The sequence below is a fragment of the Pseudorhodoferax soli genome, from assembly GCF_003337555.1.
Classification (GTDB): Bacteria; Pseudomonadota; Gammaproteobacteria; order Burkholderiales; family Burkholderiaceae_C; genus Pseudorhodoferax; species Pseudorhodoferax soli.
The window spans coordinates 156,856-172,135 of sequence record NZ_QPJK01000009.1 but is presented as its reverse complement, the minus strand read 5'-3'; the positions used below and the strand labels follow the sequence as shown (position 1 = coordinate 172,135).

The following is a 15,280-nucleotide window of genomic DNA, read 5'->3' as shown; positions in this document are numbered from 1 at the left end:
ATGGATCAGGCGACGCGGGCTTCGGCGCCCAAGCTGGAAAGACCCGCTTCTTCCAGGTTCCACTCGATGACGGCATTGCCGGTGCCGATGACCGTGCCGTAGCCATGCAACTTGCCGGCAAGCTCCGGGTAGCCCATGGCGGCGTGCATCCAGGTGAACGCGCCGGACTTGACCTCGGCGAACGCCTCGTCGATGAACTGGGGCATGGTTTCGAACACTTCCTTCATGCGGCCCTTGCGCATCAGTTCGATCATGCGCATGTCCCACTTGTAGCCGTCGTAGCGCTCCGGATGTTCCTTGCTCATGTCCTCGGGCAGCTCGGGCTCTTCGTGGAAATGCCAGTGCGACAGCGTGTTGCTGGCCAGCAGCACGGCGCGCCGGCCGGTCTTGCGGATGGCCTCGCGGGTGGCGCGGCCGAGGATGTCCATCTCGCCCTGGCCCTCGCCCGTGCTGAGGTAGTAGGGTGTGTTGTTGGCGGAGATGCCGACCACGGGGATGTCCCACTGCGGGCGGACCATGTGCAGCGTGGTGATCGTTCCGTAATCCACGCGGAACTTCGGGTTGCGCATCATCTTGCTGACGATGCCCAGTTTGTTGGCTTCCGCGCAGCAGGCCTCGGCCAGCTCGACGTCGACGTCCATGCCGAAGTCGTAGCGGAACAGGTTGGGGAAGATCGGGTCGACCGAGCGGCCCTCCAGGCGCGGCACGCCGAGGAAGTGGTGGCCGACCTGCGTGATCCAGTGCGGGGTGTGCACGAGCAGCACATCGGGCTTGAGCTTCTCGATGCTGGCGCGGGCGTGGTCGTAGGCCCAGCGCAGCTGCTCCCATCCGCCCTCCGACCGGGGCTCGTTCTGGGGCGGGTTCTCCGCATAGACCATGTGCGGCGGATGGGGCGCCAGGAAGCCGGAAAGAATCTTGCCTTCACTCATAGTGCACTCCTGTCAGGTTGACAACTGAAACTCGATTTCCACTGCGGCCTGCAGCGGGAGGGACGCGACGATCGCGAACGTTCTGGCGGGCGGCGCCCGGTCGGAAAAGAACCCGCTCCAGACCGCGTTCATGCCGTCGGCCGCATCGCCCGAGGCGCAGAACACGCGGGCCAGGACCAGCCGGTCCATCGACCAGCCCTGCTCGGCGCACAGCGCCTCCAGGTTGCGCAGGATCTGCCGGGTTTGCTCCGCTGCGCCGTCGGCGAGTCGGCCATCCGCAGGATCGATACCGACCAGGCCGGAGACGTAGACATCCGCCCCGACCTGCACCGCTTGCGCATAACGGAAGCGGGGCGCGGGAAGCGCAGCGGATCGCTCGATCCGCCGAAGAACGGGTGCGTCATGCATGTCGATGGTTCAGGTAGAAATCAACCGCGGAACAGGTGTTTTACGACGTATGCGTACTATCTTAGTCGCTCAATTGCCATGAAAACCTAGGGAAAGCACTTATTTTTATGGCACCATATGGAGGCGCACCGCGGTAGTGCGCGCCCCGATTTAGTACGTGCACGTTGTTCCAAGGATATGCTGGGACCCCGCTTAAACTCCGCTGGGCCGGATCCGGCAGATCTGCACCCGGTGTTCTCGCCTTTCGTCCATCCCATGCCCAAAAAAATTCAGCCACCGCCGTCGGCGACCAAGGAAGTAGAGGTCCTGCTCGGTCAATTCCGCCTGGAGGATGTGCCGTCGCATTTGCTGCGCCGCGCCCACTTCAAGGCAGAGGAGATCTTTGCCACCACGTTCGCCGAAGAGGGTGTGACGCCCCGGCAGAAGGCCGCCCTGGTGCTGCTGCACCAGGAGCCGGGCCTGAACCAGAACGCGCTGGCCGAGCGCCTGTCGATGGACCGCAACACGGTGGCCGAGATGGTCCGCCGCATGAGCACGGGTGGGTTGATCGAACGCAGGCCCTCGCCGGGCGATGCGCGCGCCTACCAGCTGTTCGTTGCGCCTGGTGGCGTGGAGCTTCTGAACCGCGTGATGCCGCGCGATGCGGCCGTCGAGGACCAGCTGCTTGCGATGCTCCCGGAGGAGTACCGCGGGCTCTTCGTCAAATGCCTGAGGCTGATCGCCGGCGTGGGCGGCGGGGACGCTTGAAGAACGCGCTGCGCCCTGCAGGCCACGGGCGGTGTGCGCGCATGCGGGCGTTCATGGGGGTTGCGGGCACCCGCATCCGCGGGTCGCGCAAAAAGAGATCAGAGATGCGCCCCCCAGAAGGCCTCCGCTGCTAAAGCCAGCAACTTGACTTGGGAAGAGACAACGCGATGCGGGCAAGCCGCGACGATGCACTGCTCCGCGCCCTTCACAGACTGTGCTGCTCAGGGTTGATGGTCGCCAAGCAGCGCCTCGCGCAGCGTGCGCGTCCGCCTCTCGATCCCATTGCGCGCCGGATCCACACGCCCTGGTACAGACGCTGCCTTGGCAGCGTATCCTCCTCAGCGCATTGAAGTCCCGTCGCCCACTTCTCGCGTTCCTGGAGATTCCATGTCCCATCTGACCCGGCGTTTCGTGCTGGCCGCGGCCGTGCTGCTGCTGACCTCCTGCGCAACCGCCCCTGTCCCGAACGACGCCGACACGCGCCCGCCCATCGTCTTCGTGCACGGCAACGGCGACAACGCCGGGGTGTGGTTGACGACGATGTGGCGCTTCGAATCCAACGGCTGGCCGCGCGAGCGGCTGCACGCCATCGACATGCCGCTGCCCACCGCGCGCGACGACGACACGCGCGAACAGCCTGGCCGCTCGTCGACAGCCGAGCACCGGGACTACCTGCGCGCAGAGGTCGACAAGGTGCTGGCCCGCACCGGCGCGCGCCAGGTCGTGCTGATGGGCAACTCGCGCGGCGGCAACGCCATCCGCAACTACATCGCCAACGGCGGTGGCGAGAGAACGGTCTCGCACGCCATCCTGGGTGGCACGCCCAACCACGGTGTCTGGGCGGTTGCGATCGAGGGCCTGTCGGACCGCAGCGAGTTCGCGGGCCACGGCCCCTTCCTCAGCGCGCTGAATGCGCCCAAGAACGCCGCGGGCGACGAGGTCACCGGCCCGGTGCGCTGGATGACGGTGCGCTCCGACGGCAACGACAAGTTCGCCCAACCGGATGGCCTGTGGGTTGGCAAGCGCGGCGTGGCCACCGGCGTCACGGCCGCCGGACCCGAACTGAAAGGCGCCACCAACCTCGTCATCCCGCGCATCGACCACCGAGAGACTTCGTTCTCCGCTCCAGCCTTCGAGGCTGCCTACCGCTTCATCACCGGGGGCGTACCGGCGCGCATCGACATCGCCTCCGAGCCGCGTGTGTCGTTGGCCGGCAAGGTGAGTGGCGCTGGCACCAACATCGGCCTGCCAGGTGCACGCATCGAGGTCTTCACCATCGACCCGCACACGGGCGAGCGTCTCGGCCCGGCCGTCTACACCGCGGTGGTGCCCGCTGGAGGGGACTGGGGCCCCCTGGCGACGGACCCGCAGGCGCGCCACGAGTTCGTTGTCAGCGCGCCTGGCTACGCGACCACGCACTTCTACCGCAGCCCATTCCCGCGCTCGACCAAGGTGCTCAATCTCCGGCCCGAGCGTGTGCCCGAGGCCGACAAGAGCGCGCCGACGCTTGCCCTGATGACGCGGCCACGCGGCTACCTGGATCCGGGGCGCGACAAGATGGCCTTCGACGGCCAATCGCCACCGCCGGGCGCGCTGCTGGGCGCGGGTGTGGCGGTGTCGCGCATCAAGCCCGTCGGGCTGCCGCGCACCCTGGTGGCCGAATTCAACGGCGAACGCGTTGTCGGACGCAGCTGGCCGCTGGCCGACAACCACGTGTCGGTGCTGGAACTGAGCTACTGACGCGCGCCGTCCACGGACATGCACAAGGCGGTCACGCCCGAGCTTCTCCTAGTGGCCAGCTACAGCCAGCCAAGTCCGAACAGCGGTGGCCCCCGCGCTGCGCTTCGGGTTCAGGCGCTTGAGCCGTATCTTCGTCAAGGTCGGCCCACTTCCATCGGGCTGCACAACATCGCAAGGTCCGTCCGACCCACTTTATTTTTCTCAGACGAACCGCTCCTGTCAGCGGCAGCCGCGCCCTTATTCCACCGTCACCGATTTCGCCAGGTTCCGCGGCTTGTCCACATCCGTTCCCCGTGCGCAGGCCGTGTGGTAGGCCAACAGCTGCAGCGGCACCACGTGCAGCAGCGGCGAAAGTTCGCCGTAATGCTCGGGCATGCGGATCACGTGGATGCCTTCCTCGCTCTCGATGCGCGTGTCGCCGTCGGCCAGCACGTACAGCACGCCGCCACGGGCGCGCACTTCCTGCATGTTGCTCTTGAGCTTCTCGAGCAGCTGGTCGTTGGGCGCGACGGTGACCACGGGCATGGTGCTGGTGACCAGCGCCAGCGGGCCGTGCTTGAGCTCGCCCGCGGCGTAGGCTTCGGCATGGATGTAGGTGATCTCCTTGAGCTTGAGTGCACCCTCCAGCGCGACCGGGTAGTGCAGGCCACGGCCCAGGAACAGCGCGTTCTCCATCTTCGCGAAGTCTTCCGACCAGGTGATGATCTGCGGCTCCAGTGCCAGCACGGACTGCAGCGCCACCGGCAGATGGCGCATCGCCTTGAGGTGGCGCTGCTCGGCCTCCTCCGTCAGCAGGCCCTTCGCCTGGGCGAGCGCCAGCGTCAGCAGGAACAGACCCGCCAGCTGCGTGGTGAAGGCCTTGGTCGACGCCACGCCGACCTCCACGCCGGCGCGCGTGATGTAGGCCAGCTTGCACTCGCGCACCATGGCGCTGGTGGCCACGTTGCAGACCGTCAGCGTGTGCTCCATGCCCAGGCTCTGCGCATGGCGCAGTGCCGCCAGCGTGTCGGCGGTCTCGCCGCTCTGGCTGATGGTGACGACCAGGGTGCGCGGGTCGGGCACGGACTCGCGGTAGCGGTATTCGCTCGCAATCTCGACCTGGGTCGGGATCTTGGCGATGCCTTCCAGCCAGTATTTCGCGGTGCAGCCGCTGTAGTAGCTGGTGCCACAGGCCAGGATCAGCACGCGGTCGATCTGCTGGAACACGCGGTGCGCACTGGCGCTGACGCCCTCTTCGTCGGGCTGGCCGTCGAACAGTTCGGGCGCGATGCCGACCAGGCCCTCCAGCGTGTCGGCGATGGCGCGCGGCTGCTCGAAGATCTCCTTCTGCATGTAGTGGCGGTACGGGCCCAGTTCGGCCGCACCGCTGTGGGCCTGCACGGTCTTGACGGGGCGCGTCACGCTCTTGTGCGCTTTGTCGATGATCCAGTACTTGCCCAACTGCAGGTCGACCACGTCGCCCTCGGCCAGGTAGACGATCTGGTCGGTCACGCCGGCCAGGGCCATGGCGTCGCTGGCCAGGAAGTGCTCGCCACCATCTTTGCCCACGCCCAGGATCAGCGGTGAACCGGCGCGTGCGCCGACCACGCGGTGCGGCTCGTCCTTGGCGAACACGGCGATGGCGTAGGCCCCGCGCAGTTGCCGCACCGCCGCCTTGACGGCTTCGAACACGTCTCCGTCGTACAGGCTGTCGACCAGGTGGGCGATGACCTCGGTGTCGGTCTGGCTGTGGAACGCGTAGCCCTTGGCCTTCAATGCCGCGCGCAGTTCATCGTGGTTCTCGATGATGCCGTTGTGCACCAGCGCGATGCGGCCGGGCCGCTCGGCCGCCTCGGCGCCAGGCCCGTGGCTGAAGTGCGGATGGGCGTTGTGCACGGCCGGCGCGCCATGCGTGGCCCAGCGCGTGTGGGCGATGCCGGTGCCGCCCTCGATGTGCTCGGCCTGCACCTGGGCCATGAGTTCGGCCACGCGCGCCGTGCTGCGGGCGCGTTGCAGCCCTCCGCCTTCGGCCGGACCGAGGCTGGCGGCATGGATGGCGACGCCACAGCTGTCATACCCGCGGTATTCGAGCCGTTGCAGGCCCTGGACCAGGATGGGGACGATGTTGCGCTTGGACACTGCGCCGACGATGCCGCACATAGAAGTTCTCCTTGTGGATGAGCGGGCGGATGCTAGGCGATGGTGAGCGTTCTTTTTGTTCGACTTTTCACAATATTCGAAACATTGTTTCCCCGCACGGCAGTCGCGGCGAAAAATTTCATACATGATTAAAGTATGGAATCTTCGGACATCGACACGATCGATTTGCGGCTGCTGGACCAGCTACAGCGCGACGCCTCGCTCAGCAACCTGGCCTTGGCCGAGCTGGTGCACGTGTCACCGCCGACCTGCCTGCGCCGCGTCAAGCGGCTGGTCGATGCGGGGCTGGTGGAACGCCAGGTGGCCATCCTGTCGCCGGACCGGCTGGCCCCGGTGCTGGGCCATGGGCTGACGGCCCTGGTGGAGATCACGCTGGACCGCCAGGGCGCCGAGCAATTGGCCGCGTTCGAGGCGCGCGTGGTGGCCGACGATGCGGTGCAGCAGTGCTACCGCGTCTCGCCCGGGCCCGACTTCTGCCTGGTGGTGCACGCGCGCGACATGCCCGACTACCTGGCGCTGGCCGAGCGCCTGTTCACGGCCGATGCCAACGTGCGCAACGTGAAGGCCTTCTTCAGCCTCAAGCGCGCGAAATTCCAGACCCGGCTGCCGCTGCCTGCGGCAAGGTGAGCCAGACCGTGCAGCCCTGGCCGGGCGCGGCCTCGGCGCGCACGCTGCCTCCGTGGCGGCGCATGACCTGCTGCACCAGGGCCAGGCCCGTGCCCAGGCCCTCGAAGCGGGCACCGTGCAGGCGCGCGAAGGGCTGGAACAAGCGTGTGGCCTGGGCGGGCGGGAACCCGGCGCCGTTGTCGCGCACGCACAGTTGCACGCAGCCATCGGGCAGCGCCATGCCGTCGACCTGGATGCAGGGCTCGGCCGCAGGGCGCGTGAACTTGACGGCATTGGCCAGCAGCGCGGCCAGCGCCTGGCGCAGCTGCGCCGCGTCGCCCGGCACGGGCGGCAGGGCAGGCGCGATCTCCCAGCGGATGGCGCGCGCACGGTCGGCCGCGGACAAGGCGGCTTCTGCCGCGCGGCGCGCCTCGGCCACCAACAGCGCACCGTCGGTCAGGCCCGGCTGCAGCGGCGCGCCCGACAACCGCACGAGCGCCAGCACGGCATCGAGCATGTCGCCCAGCTGGCGCGAGGAGCGCTCCAGCTGGGCCAGGGCGGGTGAGAGATCCTCGCCGGACGCGGCCATCTCGCGCAGCACCTCGCCGTAGGCCAAGACATGGCGCACCGGCGCGCGCAGGTCGTGCGAGACCATGCGCGCCATGTCCTCGGCATCGGCCTGGGCCGCGCCCAGCTGCGCGCGCAGCGCCTGCAGTTGGCTGGGGCCGTCCGCGCTCACTTCGCCTTCTTCGCGGGGCGTGTCCAGTTGGGGATGCTGACTTGGCGGCCGCGCGCCACGCTCAGCGCCCCGGCCGGAGCATCCTTGGTGATGGTGGAGCCACCGCCCACGGTGCCGCCGGCGCCGATCGTCACGGGAGCGACGAGCACGCAGTTGCTGCCCACGTGCACATCGGCCTCGATCACGGTGCGGTGCTTGTTCGCACCGTCGTAGTTGGCCGTGATGCTGCCTGCGCCGTAGTTGACGCGCTCGCCCACGGTGGCGTCGCCCAGGTAGGCCAGGTGGTTGGCCTTGGCGCCCTTGGCCAGCGTGGAGTTCTTGACTTCGACGAAGTTGCCGATGTGCACCTCTTCGCCAAGCCTGGCGCCGGGGCGCAGCCGTGCGTACGGGCCGACGATCGCGCCCGCGCCCACCTGCACCTGGCCGCCGGCATCGGCACCGCCCTCGATGTGGCAGAACGCCTGGATGACGGTGCCGGCAGCGATCTGCGCATTGGCGATCACGCAGTGCGGGCCGATCCGCACCCCGTCGCCCAGGCTCACCTGGCCTTCGAAGATGCAGCCGATGTCAATCTCCACATCGGCCCCGCATTCCAGCCGGCCGCGCACGTCCAGGCGCGCCGGGTCCGCGAGGCGCACGCCCTGCTCCATGAGGCGCTGGGCATGGCGCAGCTGGTAGGCGCGCTCGAGTTCGGCCAGCTGCACCGGGCTGTTGACGCCGTCGACCTGGATGCGGTCTGCGGTCTTGCTCGCCACCACCGGCACGCCGTCGGCGACGGCCATCTGCACGATGTCGGTCAGGTAGTACTCGCCCTGCACGTTGTCGTTGGTCAGCCGCGCAAGCCAGCGCTTGAGCGCGGCCGTCGGCACGGCCATCACGCCGGTGTAGATCTCGGGGATGGCGCGTTGGGCCTGCGTGGCGTCCTTGTGCTCGACGATGCGCTGCACGGCATCGCCATCGCGCACGATGCGGCCATAGCCGGTGGGATCGGGCATGTCCACCGTCAGCAGTGCCAGCCGCTCGCCGGCGCAGCTGCCCAGCAGCGCGCGCAGCGTGTCGGCCGCGATCAGCGGCACGTCGCCGTTGAGGATCAGCGTGACACCGTCATCGGGCAGCAGCGGCACGGCCTGCTGCACGGCATGGCCCGTCCCCAACTGCGGCTCCTGTCTGACGCAATCCAGCGCCGAAGCGGCTTGGCCGGCGGCCGCCTCTTGGACGAAACTCTCCACTGTCGCAGCGCCATGGCCGGTGATGACGATGGTGCGCCGCGGGGCCAATTGCGCCGCGGTGCCCAGCACATGCCCGAGCAGGGCTCGACCGGCCAGACGGTGCAACACTTTGGGGATGCTGCTCTTCATCCGCGTGCCCTTGCCCGCGGCCATGACCACCACATCGACGGATGCCATGCACTACCTCGCTTTAACTGCTTTAACTGGTTCAAATGCCGCGCGGATTATCGTGCTGGCTCTGGCCTGCCTGATGGCGGGCTGCGGCTCCGTGCGTCTGGCCTACAACAACGTGCCCACGTTCGGCACCTGGTGGCTCAACAGCTACCTGGACTTCGACGATTCGCAGTCGACGCGCCTGCGCGAAGACCTGGCCAGCCTGCAGCAGTGGCACCGCACGCAGCTGCCCGAGATGGCCGGCCTGCTGCAACGCGCCCAGGCGCTGGCCGCGCAGGAGCACCTGCCCGCCCAACAGGCCTGCGCGCTGGTGGACGACGTGCAGCGCCAGTTGGCAGACCTCAGCGCCCACTCGGAGCCCGGTGCGGCGCAGCTGGTGCGCAGCCTCACGCCGGCGCAGCTGCAGCACCTGGAGACCAAATACAGCAAGACCAACGAGGACTTCCGCAAGGAGTGGCTTGAGCTGAGCCCGGACAAGCTGCACGAGAAGCGCTACGACAAGACGCTGGACCGCGCCGAGCACTTCTACGGTCGGCTGAGCACCGAGCAGCGGGCACTGCTGCGCCGCCAGGTCGACGCCTCCAGCTATGACCCGCGCAAGCTGCAGGCCGAACGCCTGCGGCGCCAGCAGGACACCTTGCAGACACTGCGCAGCCTGGCCGGCGAGCAGACCACGCCCGAACAGGCCGAGCGCGCGCTGCGCGGCCTGTTCGCGCGCTACCGCCAGTCGCCGCAGACCGACTACCGCGCCTATGCGCAGCGGCAGATCGAGGAAGGCTGCGAAGGCCTGGCCGTGTTGCACGACACCACCACGGCGGCGCAACGCGACAACGCCGTCAAGCGGCTGCAGGCGTACGAGAAGGATTTCCGGTCGCTGGCGGCGCAGCGCTGAGTTTCAGCGCTTGGCCAGCCGCAGTGCCGGGCGCGGACGCGGCAGTTCCCCGCGCTGGCGGCTGCGGTCCAGGTAGGCTTGCAGGCTGTGCGGAACCTCGGGAACGCTCCAGGCATCGCCCTGCTGCGCGGGGGGCTGGAATTCGCGCGTGCCGTTGTCTTGTTGCTGTTGGCGGTTGTCGGGCGGCAGATGGCGGTGCTGCAGCCCGGCGGAGACGGAATCGCGAAAATCCTGGTGCATGGCGATCAATCCTGGAGCGCCGCATGCCCAGGAACAGGGCACGCCGGCAAGATTGCACCAGCTTAGGGCGCCGCCTGGGGACACCCCGTCGTCCACGGCTTGTTACAGCCGTCGGCGCCATCCTACAAAAGTGGCAGTTTCTCCAATGGCCGGGCCGCATAGTCGGCCAGCTGCGTCAGCGCCCGCGGGTTGCGCAGCACCAACCGCCCATCCTCCAGGCTGTGCAAGCCCAGGGCCTGCAAACGGCGCAGCGTGCGGTGCGTGTGCACCAGCGACAGTCCCAGCGCATCGGCCATGTGCTGCTGCGTCAGCGGGAAGGCACAGCTGTTGTCTTCGGCGACCAGCCCGATCCGCTGCAGGCGTTTGAAGAGATGGATCAGCAGCACGGCGACGCGCTCCATCGCGCTGCGCCGGCCGGTGGTGAGCAGGTTCTCGTCCAGCATCTGCTCCTCGCGCGCGCAAAGCCAGGTCAGGTCGTAACCCAGGCGCGGCTGGGTGCGGTAGAGCTCCCAGAGCCGCGCGCCCTGGAACACGCAGACCGAAGCCTCGGTCAGCGCCTCCACGCCATAGGTCGCGCCTTCAGAAAAGCGTTGCTGCAGGCCGAAGAAGTCGCCAGGCAGCAGAAAGTTCAGGATCTGGCGCCGGCCATCGCTGAGCGTCTTGTAGCGGAATGCCCAGCCGGCGTATAGCGTGTAGAGCCGGCCGCCGTCGGCCTGCTCGCGGATCAGCACGTGGCCTGCCGGCACGCGCTCGGAGGCGCTGCGCAGGTCTTCGATGAAGCCGAGTTCGCTCTCCGCAAGCTGATGGAATGCGCCGCTCGCGCGCAGACCGCAGTGGGCGCAGCGCGTCGGCATGGGAGGGGCGTCGGACGGCATCACGGAGCGCGAGTGTAGGGGGCGCCGCCGCATGCTCCTACACTCCGACCGCTTCCCGAACCGGAACGAAGGAGGTGCAGCGATGGGTTCCAGCCTGGATGCCGTGGCGCAAGCGTTCTGTGCCGACCCTGCCTACCCGAAGAGCGTGCGGGCGTTGGCGGCCGTGGGCACGCCGCGCCGCTACGGCAGCGGCGCCAAGCTGCTGCACGAGGCCGACCGCGGCGACACGCTGTTCGTCGTCATGCAAGGCCAGGTGCGCGCCTACGGCCACGACCCGCAGGACCGCGAGATCACCTTCGGCTACGTCGGCGCCGGCGACTACTTCGGCGAGATGGCCCTGGACGGCGGCCCCCGCTCGGCCACCGTGGAGGCGCTGGAGCCCACCGTCTGCGCTCTGGTCACCCGCGACGCACTGCTGGCCCACATCGGACGCCAACCCAGCTTCGCGCTGGAACTGCTGGCCAAGGTGACGCGGCGTGCGCGCATGGCCACCAACAGCGCGCGCAACCTGGCTTTCATCGATGTGTACAGCCGCCTGGCCCAGCTGCTGGGTGGCGCCGCCCAGCCCGATGGCGATGGCCGGGCCGTGCTGCCCGACGACCTGAGCCTGCAGGAGATCGCCCAGCGCGTCGGCTGCAGCCGCGAGATGCTCAACCGCATCCTCAGAGACCTGCAGGCAGCCGGCTACCTGGAGCGGGACGACGGCCGGATGGTGCTGCGCACGCCTCTCCCGTCGCGCTGGTAGTTCACGAAGTGGCGCGGGTTTTTGAAAAAATTCGCTCCAAATTGTGTGCATACGTCACAAAGCGGGTGTGGGTTTCACACGGCGTCACACCCGGCACGCCACCTAAGCTTCCCACCGGCCTCGCCCATGCCGCGGGGAACAAGGAGCTGCCATGTTGGAAGGTTCAACGTCTGTCCAGACCGAGGCTGCCTGGGACATCGGCAGCGTCATCGCTGCCACGCCGCGGCGGTTCCTTTCCGATGCCACGACGATGCTGCGCTGCATCATCGAACACGTGGACTACGGGCTCGCATTGATTTCCATCGGCTCGCGCCGCTTGCACCTGGCCAACTCGGCCGCCCTGCTCGCCATGAGCGCCGACAGCAACCACAGCAGCGGCCTGTCGCTGGTCGCCGGCGAGCTCTGCGCGCTGACACCCGTGGGCGAGCGCGCCCTGGAACGCAGCCTCACGCTGGCCCGCACCGGCGTGCGCGACCTGCTCACCGCCAACAAGGCTCCCGGCCGCACCACTGTGGCCGTGGTGCCGCTCGCCGGCCCCGAGGAAGACGGCCAGGCTTTGCTGATCTTCTCCAAGTCGCGCCTGTGCGATGCCACCACGCTGGCGCTGTTCGCCCGTTCCTGCGACCTCACGGCCGCCGAGAGCAATGTGCTGGCCGCCGTCTGCGAAGGCAAGCGGCCGCACGAGGTGGCCCGCCAGCACGGTGTGCAGGTGTCCACGGTGCGCAGCCAACTGCTGTCGATCCGCCAGAAGACGCGCAGCGGCTCCATCCGCGAACTCGTGCAGACGGTTTCGCTGCTGCCGCCCATGGCGCGCCACCTGGCCTGATCCGCCGGCGGCCCGGGTCGCGCCTGCGCGCGCGGCACCGAGGTGCATGGCTTAGACTGGCGCGAACAACGCCACACCAGCGCCGCCGCCACGCGGCACGTCGAGCCATGATGTCCGAGTTGAGTGCACAGACCGACGCGTTCAGTTCCAACGCCGCCCCCTCCAGCCCCTTGCGCCGCCTTGCCGCCCTTGGCGACGTGCGGCATTACCGCAAGGGCACCATCCTGATCCATGAGTCGGACCACGGCGACACGCTCTTCGTCGTCATGGAAGGCCGCGTCAAGGTGTTCAGCACCGATTCCAACGGCCGCGAGATCACGCTGGGCGTGATCGTCGCGGGCGATTACTTCGGCGAGATGGCGTTGGACGGCGGGCCGCGCTCGGCCAGCGTGATCACGCTGGAGCCCGCCGTGTGCTCGCTGGTGTCGCGCGCGACCCTGCTGGCCTTCATCGGCCAGGAGCCGGGCTTTGCGCTGGATCTCCTGGGCAAGGTGATCCGGCGCGCGCGCTCGGCGACCAACGCCGTGCGCAACCTGGCCTTCACCGATGTCTACGGGCGCATCACGCAGTTGCTGACGGAGTTGGCCGAACCCCAGCCCGACGGCACCGCGCTGATGCGCGAGCGCATGACGCAGCAGGACATCGCAAGCCGCGTCGGCTGCAGCCGGGAGATGGTCAGCCGCATCATGAAAGACCTGGAGGCCGGCGGCTATGTCGGCGTGCGCGACCGGCGCATCGCCCTGCTGGCGAAGCTGCCGGCGCGCTGGTAGGCCTGGCGGTCAGGACTGCTGCTGCATGCGGCCGCGTGCGGGCGGCAGCACCAGGCCGAACAGGCCCAGCGCCAGCCGCGTCAGTGCGGCACCGGCTTGGCCCAGGGCCAGCCCGAGGTCGCGCACCGGCTGGGCCACGGCCTGCTGCCAGCGACCGGCCTGCAGCGCACGGCCGACGGCACGCGCCTGCGTTTGCGGCAGCGGGTCCCAGGCGAAATAGGCCGCCGCACCGCGTTCGGCACCCGAGGATTCGAGCACCACGCGCTGGCCTGCCTGCACCACCAGCCCCCGCCCCGGCACGAGGAACAGATCGCCAGCGGCCTGGGCATCGCTGCGCAGCATGTCCATGGTGACCCAGACACGCCCGTGTGCAATGCGCAGCACGCCCGCAGCGGACGGCGTCAGGCTGAAGGCCTGACCGGCGTCGAGCTTCCAGCAACCCGGGAGGGCGGCGGGGGACGAGGATTGATGCGTGCTTTGCGTGGCTTGGGTGAACATGGCGGGCTCCTGAGTTCGGTGCTTGGGAAGGAATGATCGTCGCCGGCCCCTTGGCGGTCCAATGAATTCGCGCTAGGCTATTGATTCGCCAAGCGCATCAATCACGCCATGCAGCATTCCCAGACCCACCTGCGCACGCGGCCGATTTCGGCCGGACAGCTGCGTGCCTTCCTGGCCGTGGCGCGCCATCTGAACTTCCGTGTCGCCGCGGAAGAGCTGGCACTCACCCAATCGGCCGTGAGCCGGCAGATCCAGGGATTGGAGGAAGAGGTCGGCGTGCCACTGTTCTTGCGCCATACCCGTGCCGTCGAGCTGACCGGTGCCGGCGCCCAGTTGCTCGCCGCCACCGCTCCGGCGCTGGAACGGCTGGACGGCGCAGTGCGCCAGATCCGCCAGAGCGCCGGGCGGCGCAGCGTCTCGCTGACGACTTTCGCCTCATTCGCCTCGATGTGGCTGATTCCGCGGCTCGAGGCCTTCCAGCGCGACCATCCGGACATCGACATCCGCATCGACGCCACCGATGCCGTGGTCGACCTGGACATCGCCGACGTGGACATGTCGCTACGCTACGGCCATTTCGCCAACATGCCGCCCGACGGGCGCCGGCTGTTCGGCGAACAGTTGACGCCGGTGGCCAGCCCCTGGCTGCTCAAGAGCGGCGTGCGCCTGCAAAAGCCCGAGGACCTGGGCCAGTTCACGCTCATCGAGGCTGGCGACGCCCACTACACCCATTTGCAGTGGCTGACCTGGCAGCGCTGGATCGACCTGCAGCTGCCCGCGCCCCAGGCCCGCAAGTTCCAGCCGCAGCGCTGGCTCTACTTCAACTATGCCTACCAGATGGTGCAGGCGGCGCTGGCCGGCCAGGGACTGGTGCTGGCGCGCTTGCCGCTGGTGGCCGAAAGCATGGCCAATGGCGACCTGGTCGAGGTGCTGCCCGGCCGGCGCATGGACTCGCCGATGACCTACTGGCTCAAGCTGGCGCCGCGGCGCGACAGCCGGCCCGAGGTCCAGGCCTTTTGCGACTGGCTCATGGAGCAGGCGGCGCTCACGCGCGCGGCCGTCGGCGATGCGCCCGACCCGGACACGGTGGACGACATCGATTGAACTGGCTGCGGCCGGCTACTTGATGGGCCAGACCACGCCGTTGTCGTTGAGGATGGCGTCCAGCGGCACGTCGTGCGGCTCGGGCTCGAAGTCGTCGATGAACGCCGTGCCGAAGCCCAGCCCCACCGTCAGCGGCTTGGGTTGCAGCGTGGCCAGCGTGCGGTCGTAGAAGCCGCCGCCATAGCCCAGGCGGTAGCCGCCGGGCGCGTAACCCACGCAGGGCACGAACAGCAGCGTGGGCACCACCACCTCCGTTCCCTTGGGCTTGGGAATGCCGTAGGCATCCTCTTCCATCGGGCAGCCGGGGTACCAGGCGTGGAAGGTCAGCGTCTTGTGCACCTTGTCCACCACGGGCAGGCCGATGCGCTTGCGCGTTGCCTCGCCCTGCAGTTCGCCGTCTTCCTTCCAGCGGTGCAGGGCAGGCAGCGGGTCGAACTCACCCTTGATCGGCCAGTAGGCGCCGATCACCGTGTCGGTTCGGCCGACCAGCCAGATGCGCATGATCTGCTGCAAGCCCCGCGCACGCTCCTGCCGGTCGGGCAGGTTCAGGCGCGCTTCCAACAGCGCGGCACGCAAGGCTTTGCGCTCGCGCGCCTTGTCCTCGGCCGATTTCTCCATA

At 68.4% G+C, this 15,280-nt stretch carries 17 protein-coding genes; 8 read left to right on the top strand and 9 right to left on the bottom strand.

Going from position 1 to position 15,280, the window contains the following annotated elements; translation table 11 throughout:
- Positions 1-5: 5 nt before the first annotated feature.
- Together DES41_RS28205 and DES41_RS28200 are read right to left on the bottom strand one after the other, a co-directional pair.
- Positions 6-929 carry a DODA-type extradiol aromatic ring-opening family dioxygenase gene (locus tag DES41_RS28205; protein ID WP_114470944.1) on the bottom strand — a complete coding sequence of 308 codons (924 nt, stop codon included), beginning with the start codon at positions 927-929 and terminating at the stop codon, positions 6-8.
- Between the two features lie 12 nt (positions 930-941).
- The gene (locus DES41_RS28200; protein WP_114470943.1) at positions 942-1,337 is read right to left on the bottom strand and encodes a RidA family protein; all 396 of its coding nucleotides are present in this window, start codon (positions 1,335-1,337) and stop codon (positions 942-944) included.
- Between the two features lie 231 nt (positions 1,338-1,568).
- Here DES41_RS28200 and DES41_RS28195 point away from each other — a divergent pair, with 231 nt between their 5' ends.
- On the top strand, positions 1,569-2,084 hold the full coding sequence (locus DES41_RS28195; RefSeq protein ID WP_245965901.1) for a MarR family winged helix-turn-helix transcriptional regulator: 516 nt from the start codon (positions 1,569-1,571) through the stop codon (positions 2,082-2,084).
- 387 nt (positions 2,085-2,471) lie between these two features.
- Positions 2,472-3,824: an alpha/beta fold hydrolase gene (locus DES41_RS28190; protein ID WP_114470941.1), complete on the top strand. Its 1,353-nt coding sequence runs from the start codon at positions 2,472-2,474 to the stop codon at positions 3,822-3,824.
- A 237-nt stretch (positions 3,825-4,061) separates the two neighbouring features.
- On the opposite strand, the gene glmS is transcribed toward DES41_RS28190, so the two are convergent.
- The gene (glmS, locus tag DES41_RS28185) at positions 4,062-5,963 is read right to left on the bottom strand and encodes a glutamine--fructose-6-phosphate transaminase (isomerizing) (protein ID WP_114470940.1); all 1,902 of its coding nucleotides are present in this window, start codon (positions 5,961-5,963) and stop codon (positions 4,062-4,064) included.
- Between the two features lie 135 nt (positions 5,964-6,098).
- On the opposite strand from glmS, the gene DES41_RS28180 reads away from it, so the two are divergent.
- Entirely contained in the window at positions 6,099-6,590 is a 492-nt protein-coding gene (locus tag DES41_RS28180; protein WP_114470939.1) for an Lrp/AsnC family transcriptional regulator, read from the top strand.
- Here the strand turns inward: DES41_RS28180 and DES41_RS28175 are convergent.
- On the bottom strand, positions 6,541-7,308 hold the full coding sequence (locus DES41_RS28175; RefSeq protein ID WP_114470938.1) for a sensor histidine kinase: 768 nt from the start codon (positions 7,306-7,308) through the stop codon (positions 6,541-6,543). The two genes, DES41_RS28180 and DES41_RS28175, sit on opposite strands and share 50 nt — an antisense overlap.
- Positions 7,305-8,714, bottom strand: coding sequence for a bifunctional UDP-N-acetylglucosamine diphosphorylase/glucosamine-1-phosphate N-acetyltransferase GlmU (gene glmU / locus DES41_RS28170; protein WP_114470937.1), 1,410 nt, complete (start codon positions 8,712-8,714; stop codon positions 7,305-7,307). Before glmU ends, DES41_RS28175 begins: the two co-directional genes overlap by 4 nt.
- A gap of 52 nt (positions 8,715-8,766) precedes the next feature.
- Here glmU and DES41_RS28165 point away from each other — a divergent pair, with 52 nt between their 5' ends.
- Complete coding sequence (locus DES41_RS28165) at positions 8,767-9,603, top strand: DUF6279 family lipoprotein (protein ID WP_245965900.1); 837 nt, start codon at positions 8,767-8,769, stop codon at positions 9,601-9,603.
- A gap of 3 nt (positions 9,604-9,606) precedes the next feature.
- On the opposite strand, the gene DES41_RS28160 is transcribed toward DES41_RS28165, so the two are convergent.
- Together DES41_RS28160 and DES41_RS28155 are read right to left on the bottom strand one after the other, a co-directional pair.
- On the bottom strand, positions 9,607-9,843 hold the full coding sequence (locus DES41_RS28160) for a hypothetical protein (protein WP_147282976.1): 237 nt from the start codon (positions 9,841-9,843) through the stop codon (positions 9,607-9,609).
- 122 nt (positions 9,844-9,965) lie between these two features.
- A complete protein-coding gene (locus DES41_RS28155) occupies positions 9,966-10,697 on the bottom strand; it encodes a Crp/Fnr family transcriptional regulator (protein WP_245965899.1) in 732 nt (243 codons plus the stop codon).
- Positions 10,698-10,800: 103 nt separating this feature from the next.
- Here DES41_RS28155 and DES41_RS28150 point away from each other — a divergent pair, with 103 nt between their 5' ends.
- From DES41_RS28150 to DES41_RS28140, 3 genes are all read left to right on the top strand, one after another.
- Complete coding sequence (locus tag DES41_RS28150) at positions 10,801-11,463, top strand: Crp/Fnr family transcriptional regulator (protein WP_114470933.1); 663 nt, start codon at positions 10,801-10,803, stop codon at positions 11,461-11,463.
- 151 nt (positions 11,464-11,614) lie between these two features.
- Positions 11,615-12,289 (top strand): helix-turn-helix transcriptional regulator, encoded by a 675-nt coding sequence (locus DES41_RS28145; RefSeq protein WP_114470932.1) that lies wholly within the window; start codon positions 11,615-11,617, stop codon positions 12,287-12,289.
- Positions 12,290-12,399: 110 nt separating this feature from the next.
- A complete protein-coding gene (locus DES41_RS28140) occupies positions 12,400-13,059 on the top strand; it encodes a Crp/Fnr family transcriptional regulator (RefSeq protein ID WP_056661471.1) in 660 nt (219 codons plus the stop codon).
- Between the two features lie 9 nt (positions 13,060-13,068).
- Here DES41_RS28140 and DES41_RS28135 read toward each other — a convergent pair whose 3' ends face one another.
- The gene (locus tag DES41_RS28135) at positions 13,069-13,557 is read right to left on the bottom strand and encodes a DUF2917 domain-containing protein (protein ID WP_114470931.1); all 489 of its coding nucleotides are present in this window, start codon (positions 13,555-13,557) and stop codon (positions 13,069-13,071) included.
- A gap of 108 nt (positions 13,558-13,665) precedes the next feature.
- Between DES41_RS28135 and DES41_RS28130 the strand changes: the two genes are divergently transcribed.
- The gene (locus tag DES41_RS28130) at positions 13,666-14,661 is read left to right on the top strand and encodes a LysR substrate-binding domain-containing protein (RefSeq protein WP_114470930.1); all 996 of its coding nucleotides are present in this window, start codon (positions 13,666-13,668) and stop codon (positions 14,659-14,661) included.
- A gap of 15 nt (positions 14,662-14,676) precedes the next feature.
- Here DES41_RS28130 and DES41_RS28125 read toward each other — a convergent pair whose 3' ends face one another.
- Positions 14,677-15,279, bottom strand: a complete 603-nt coding sequence (locus tag DES41_RS28125; protein ID WP_114470929.1) for a 5-formyltetrahydrofolate cyclo-ligase — start codon at positions 15,277-15,279, stop codon at positions 14,677-14,679.
- Position 15,280: the final 1 nt, after the last annotated feature.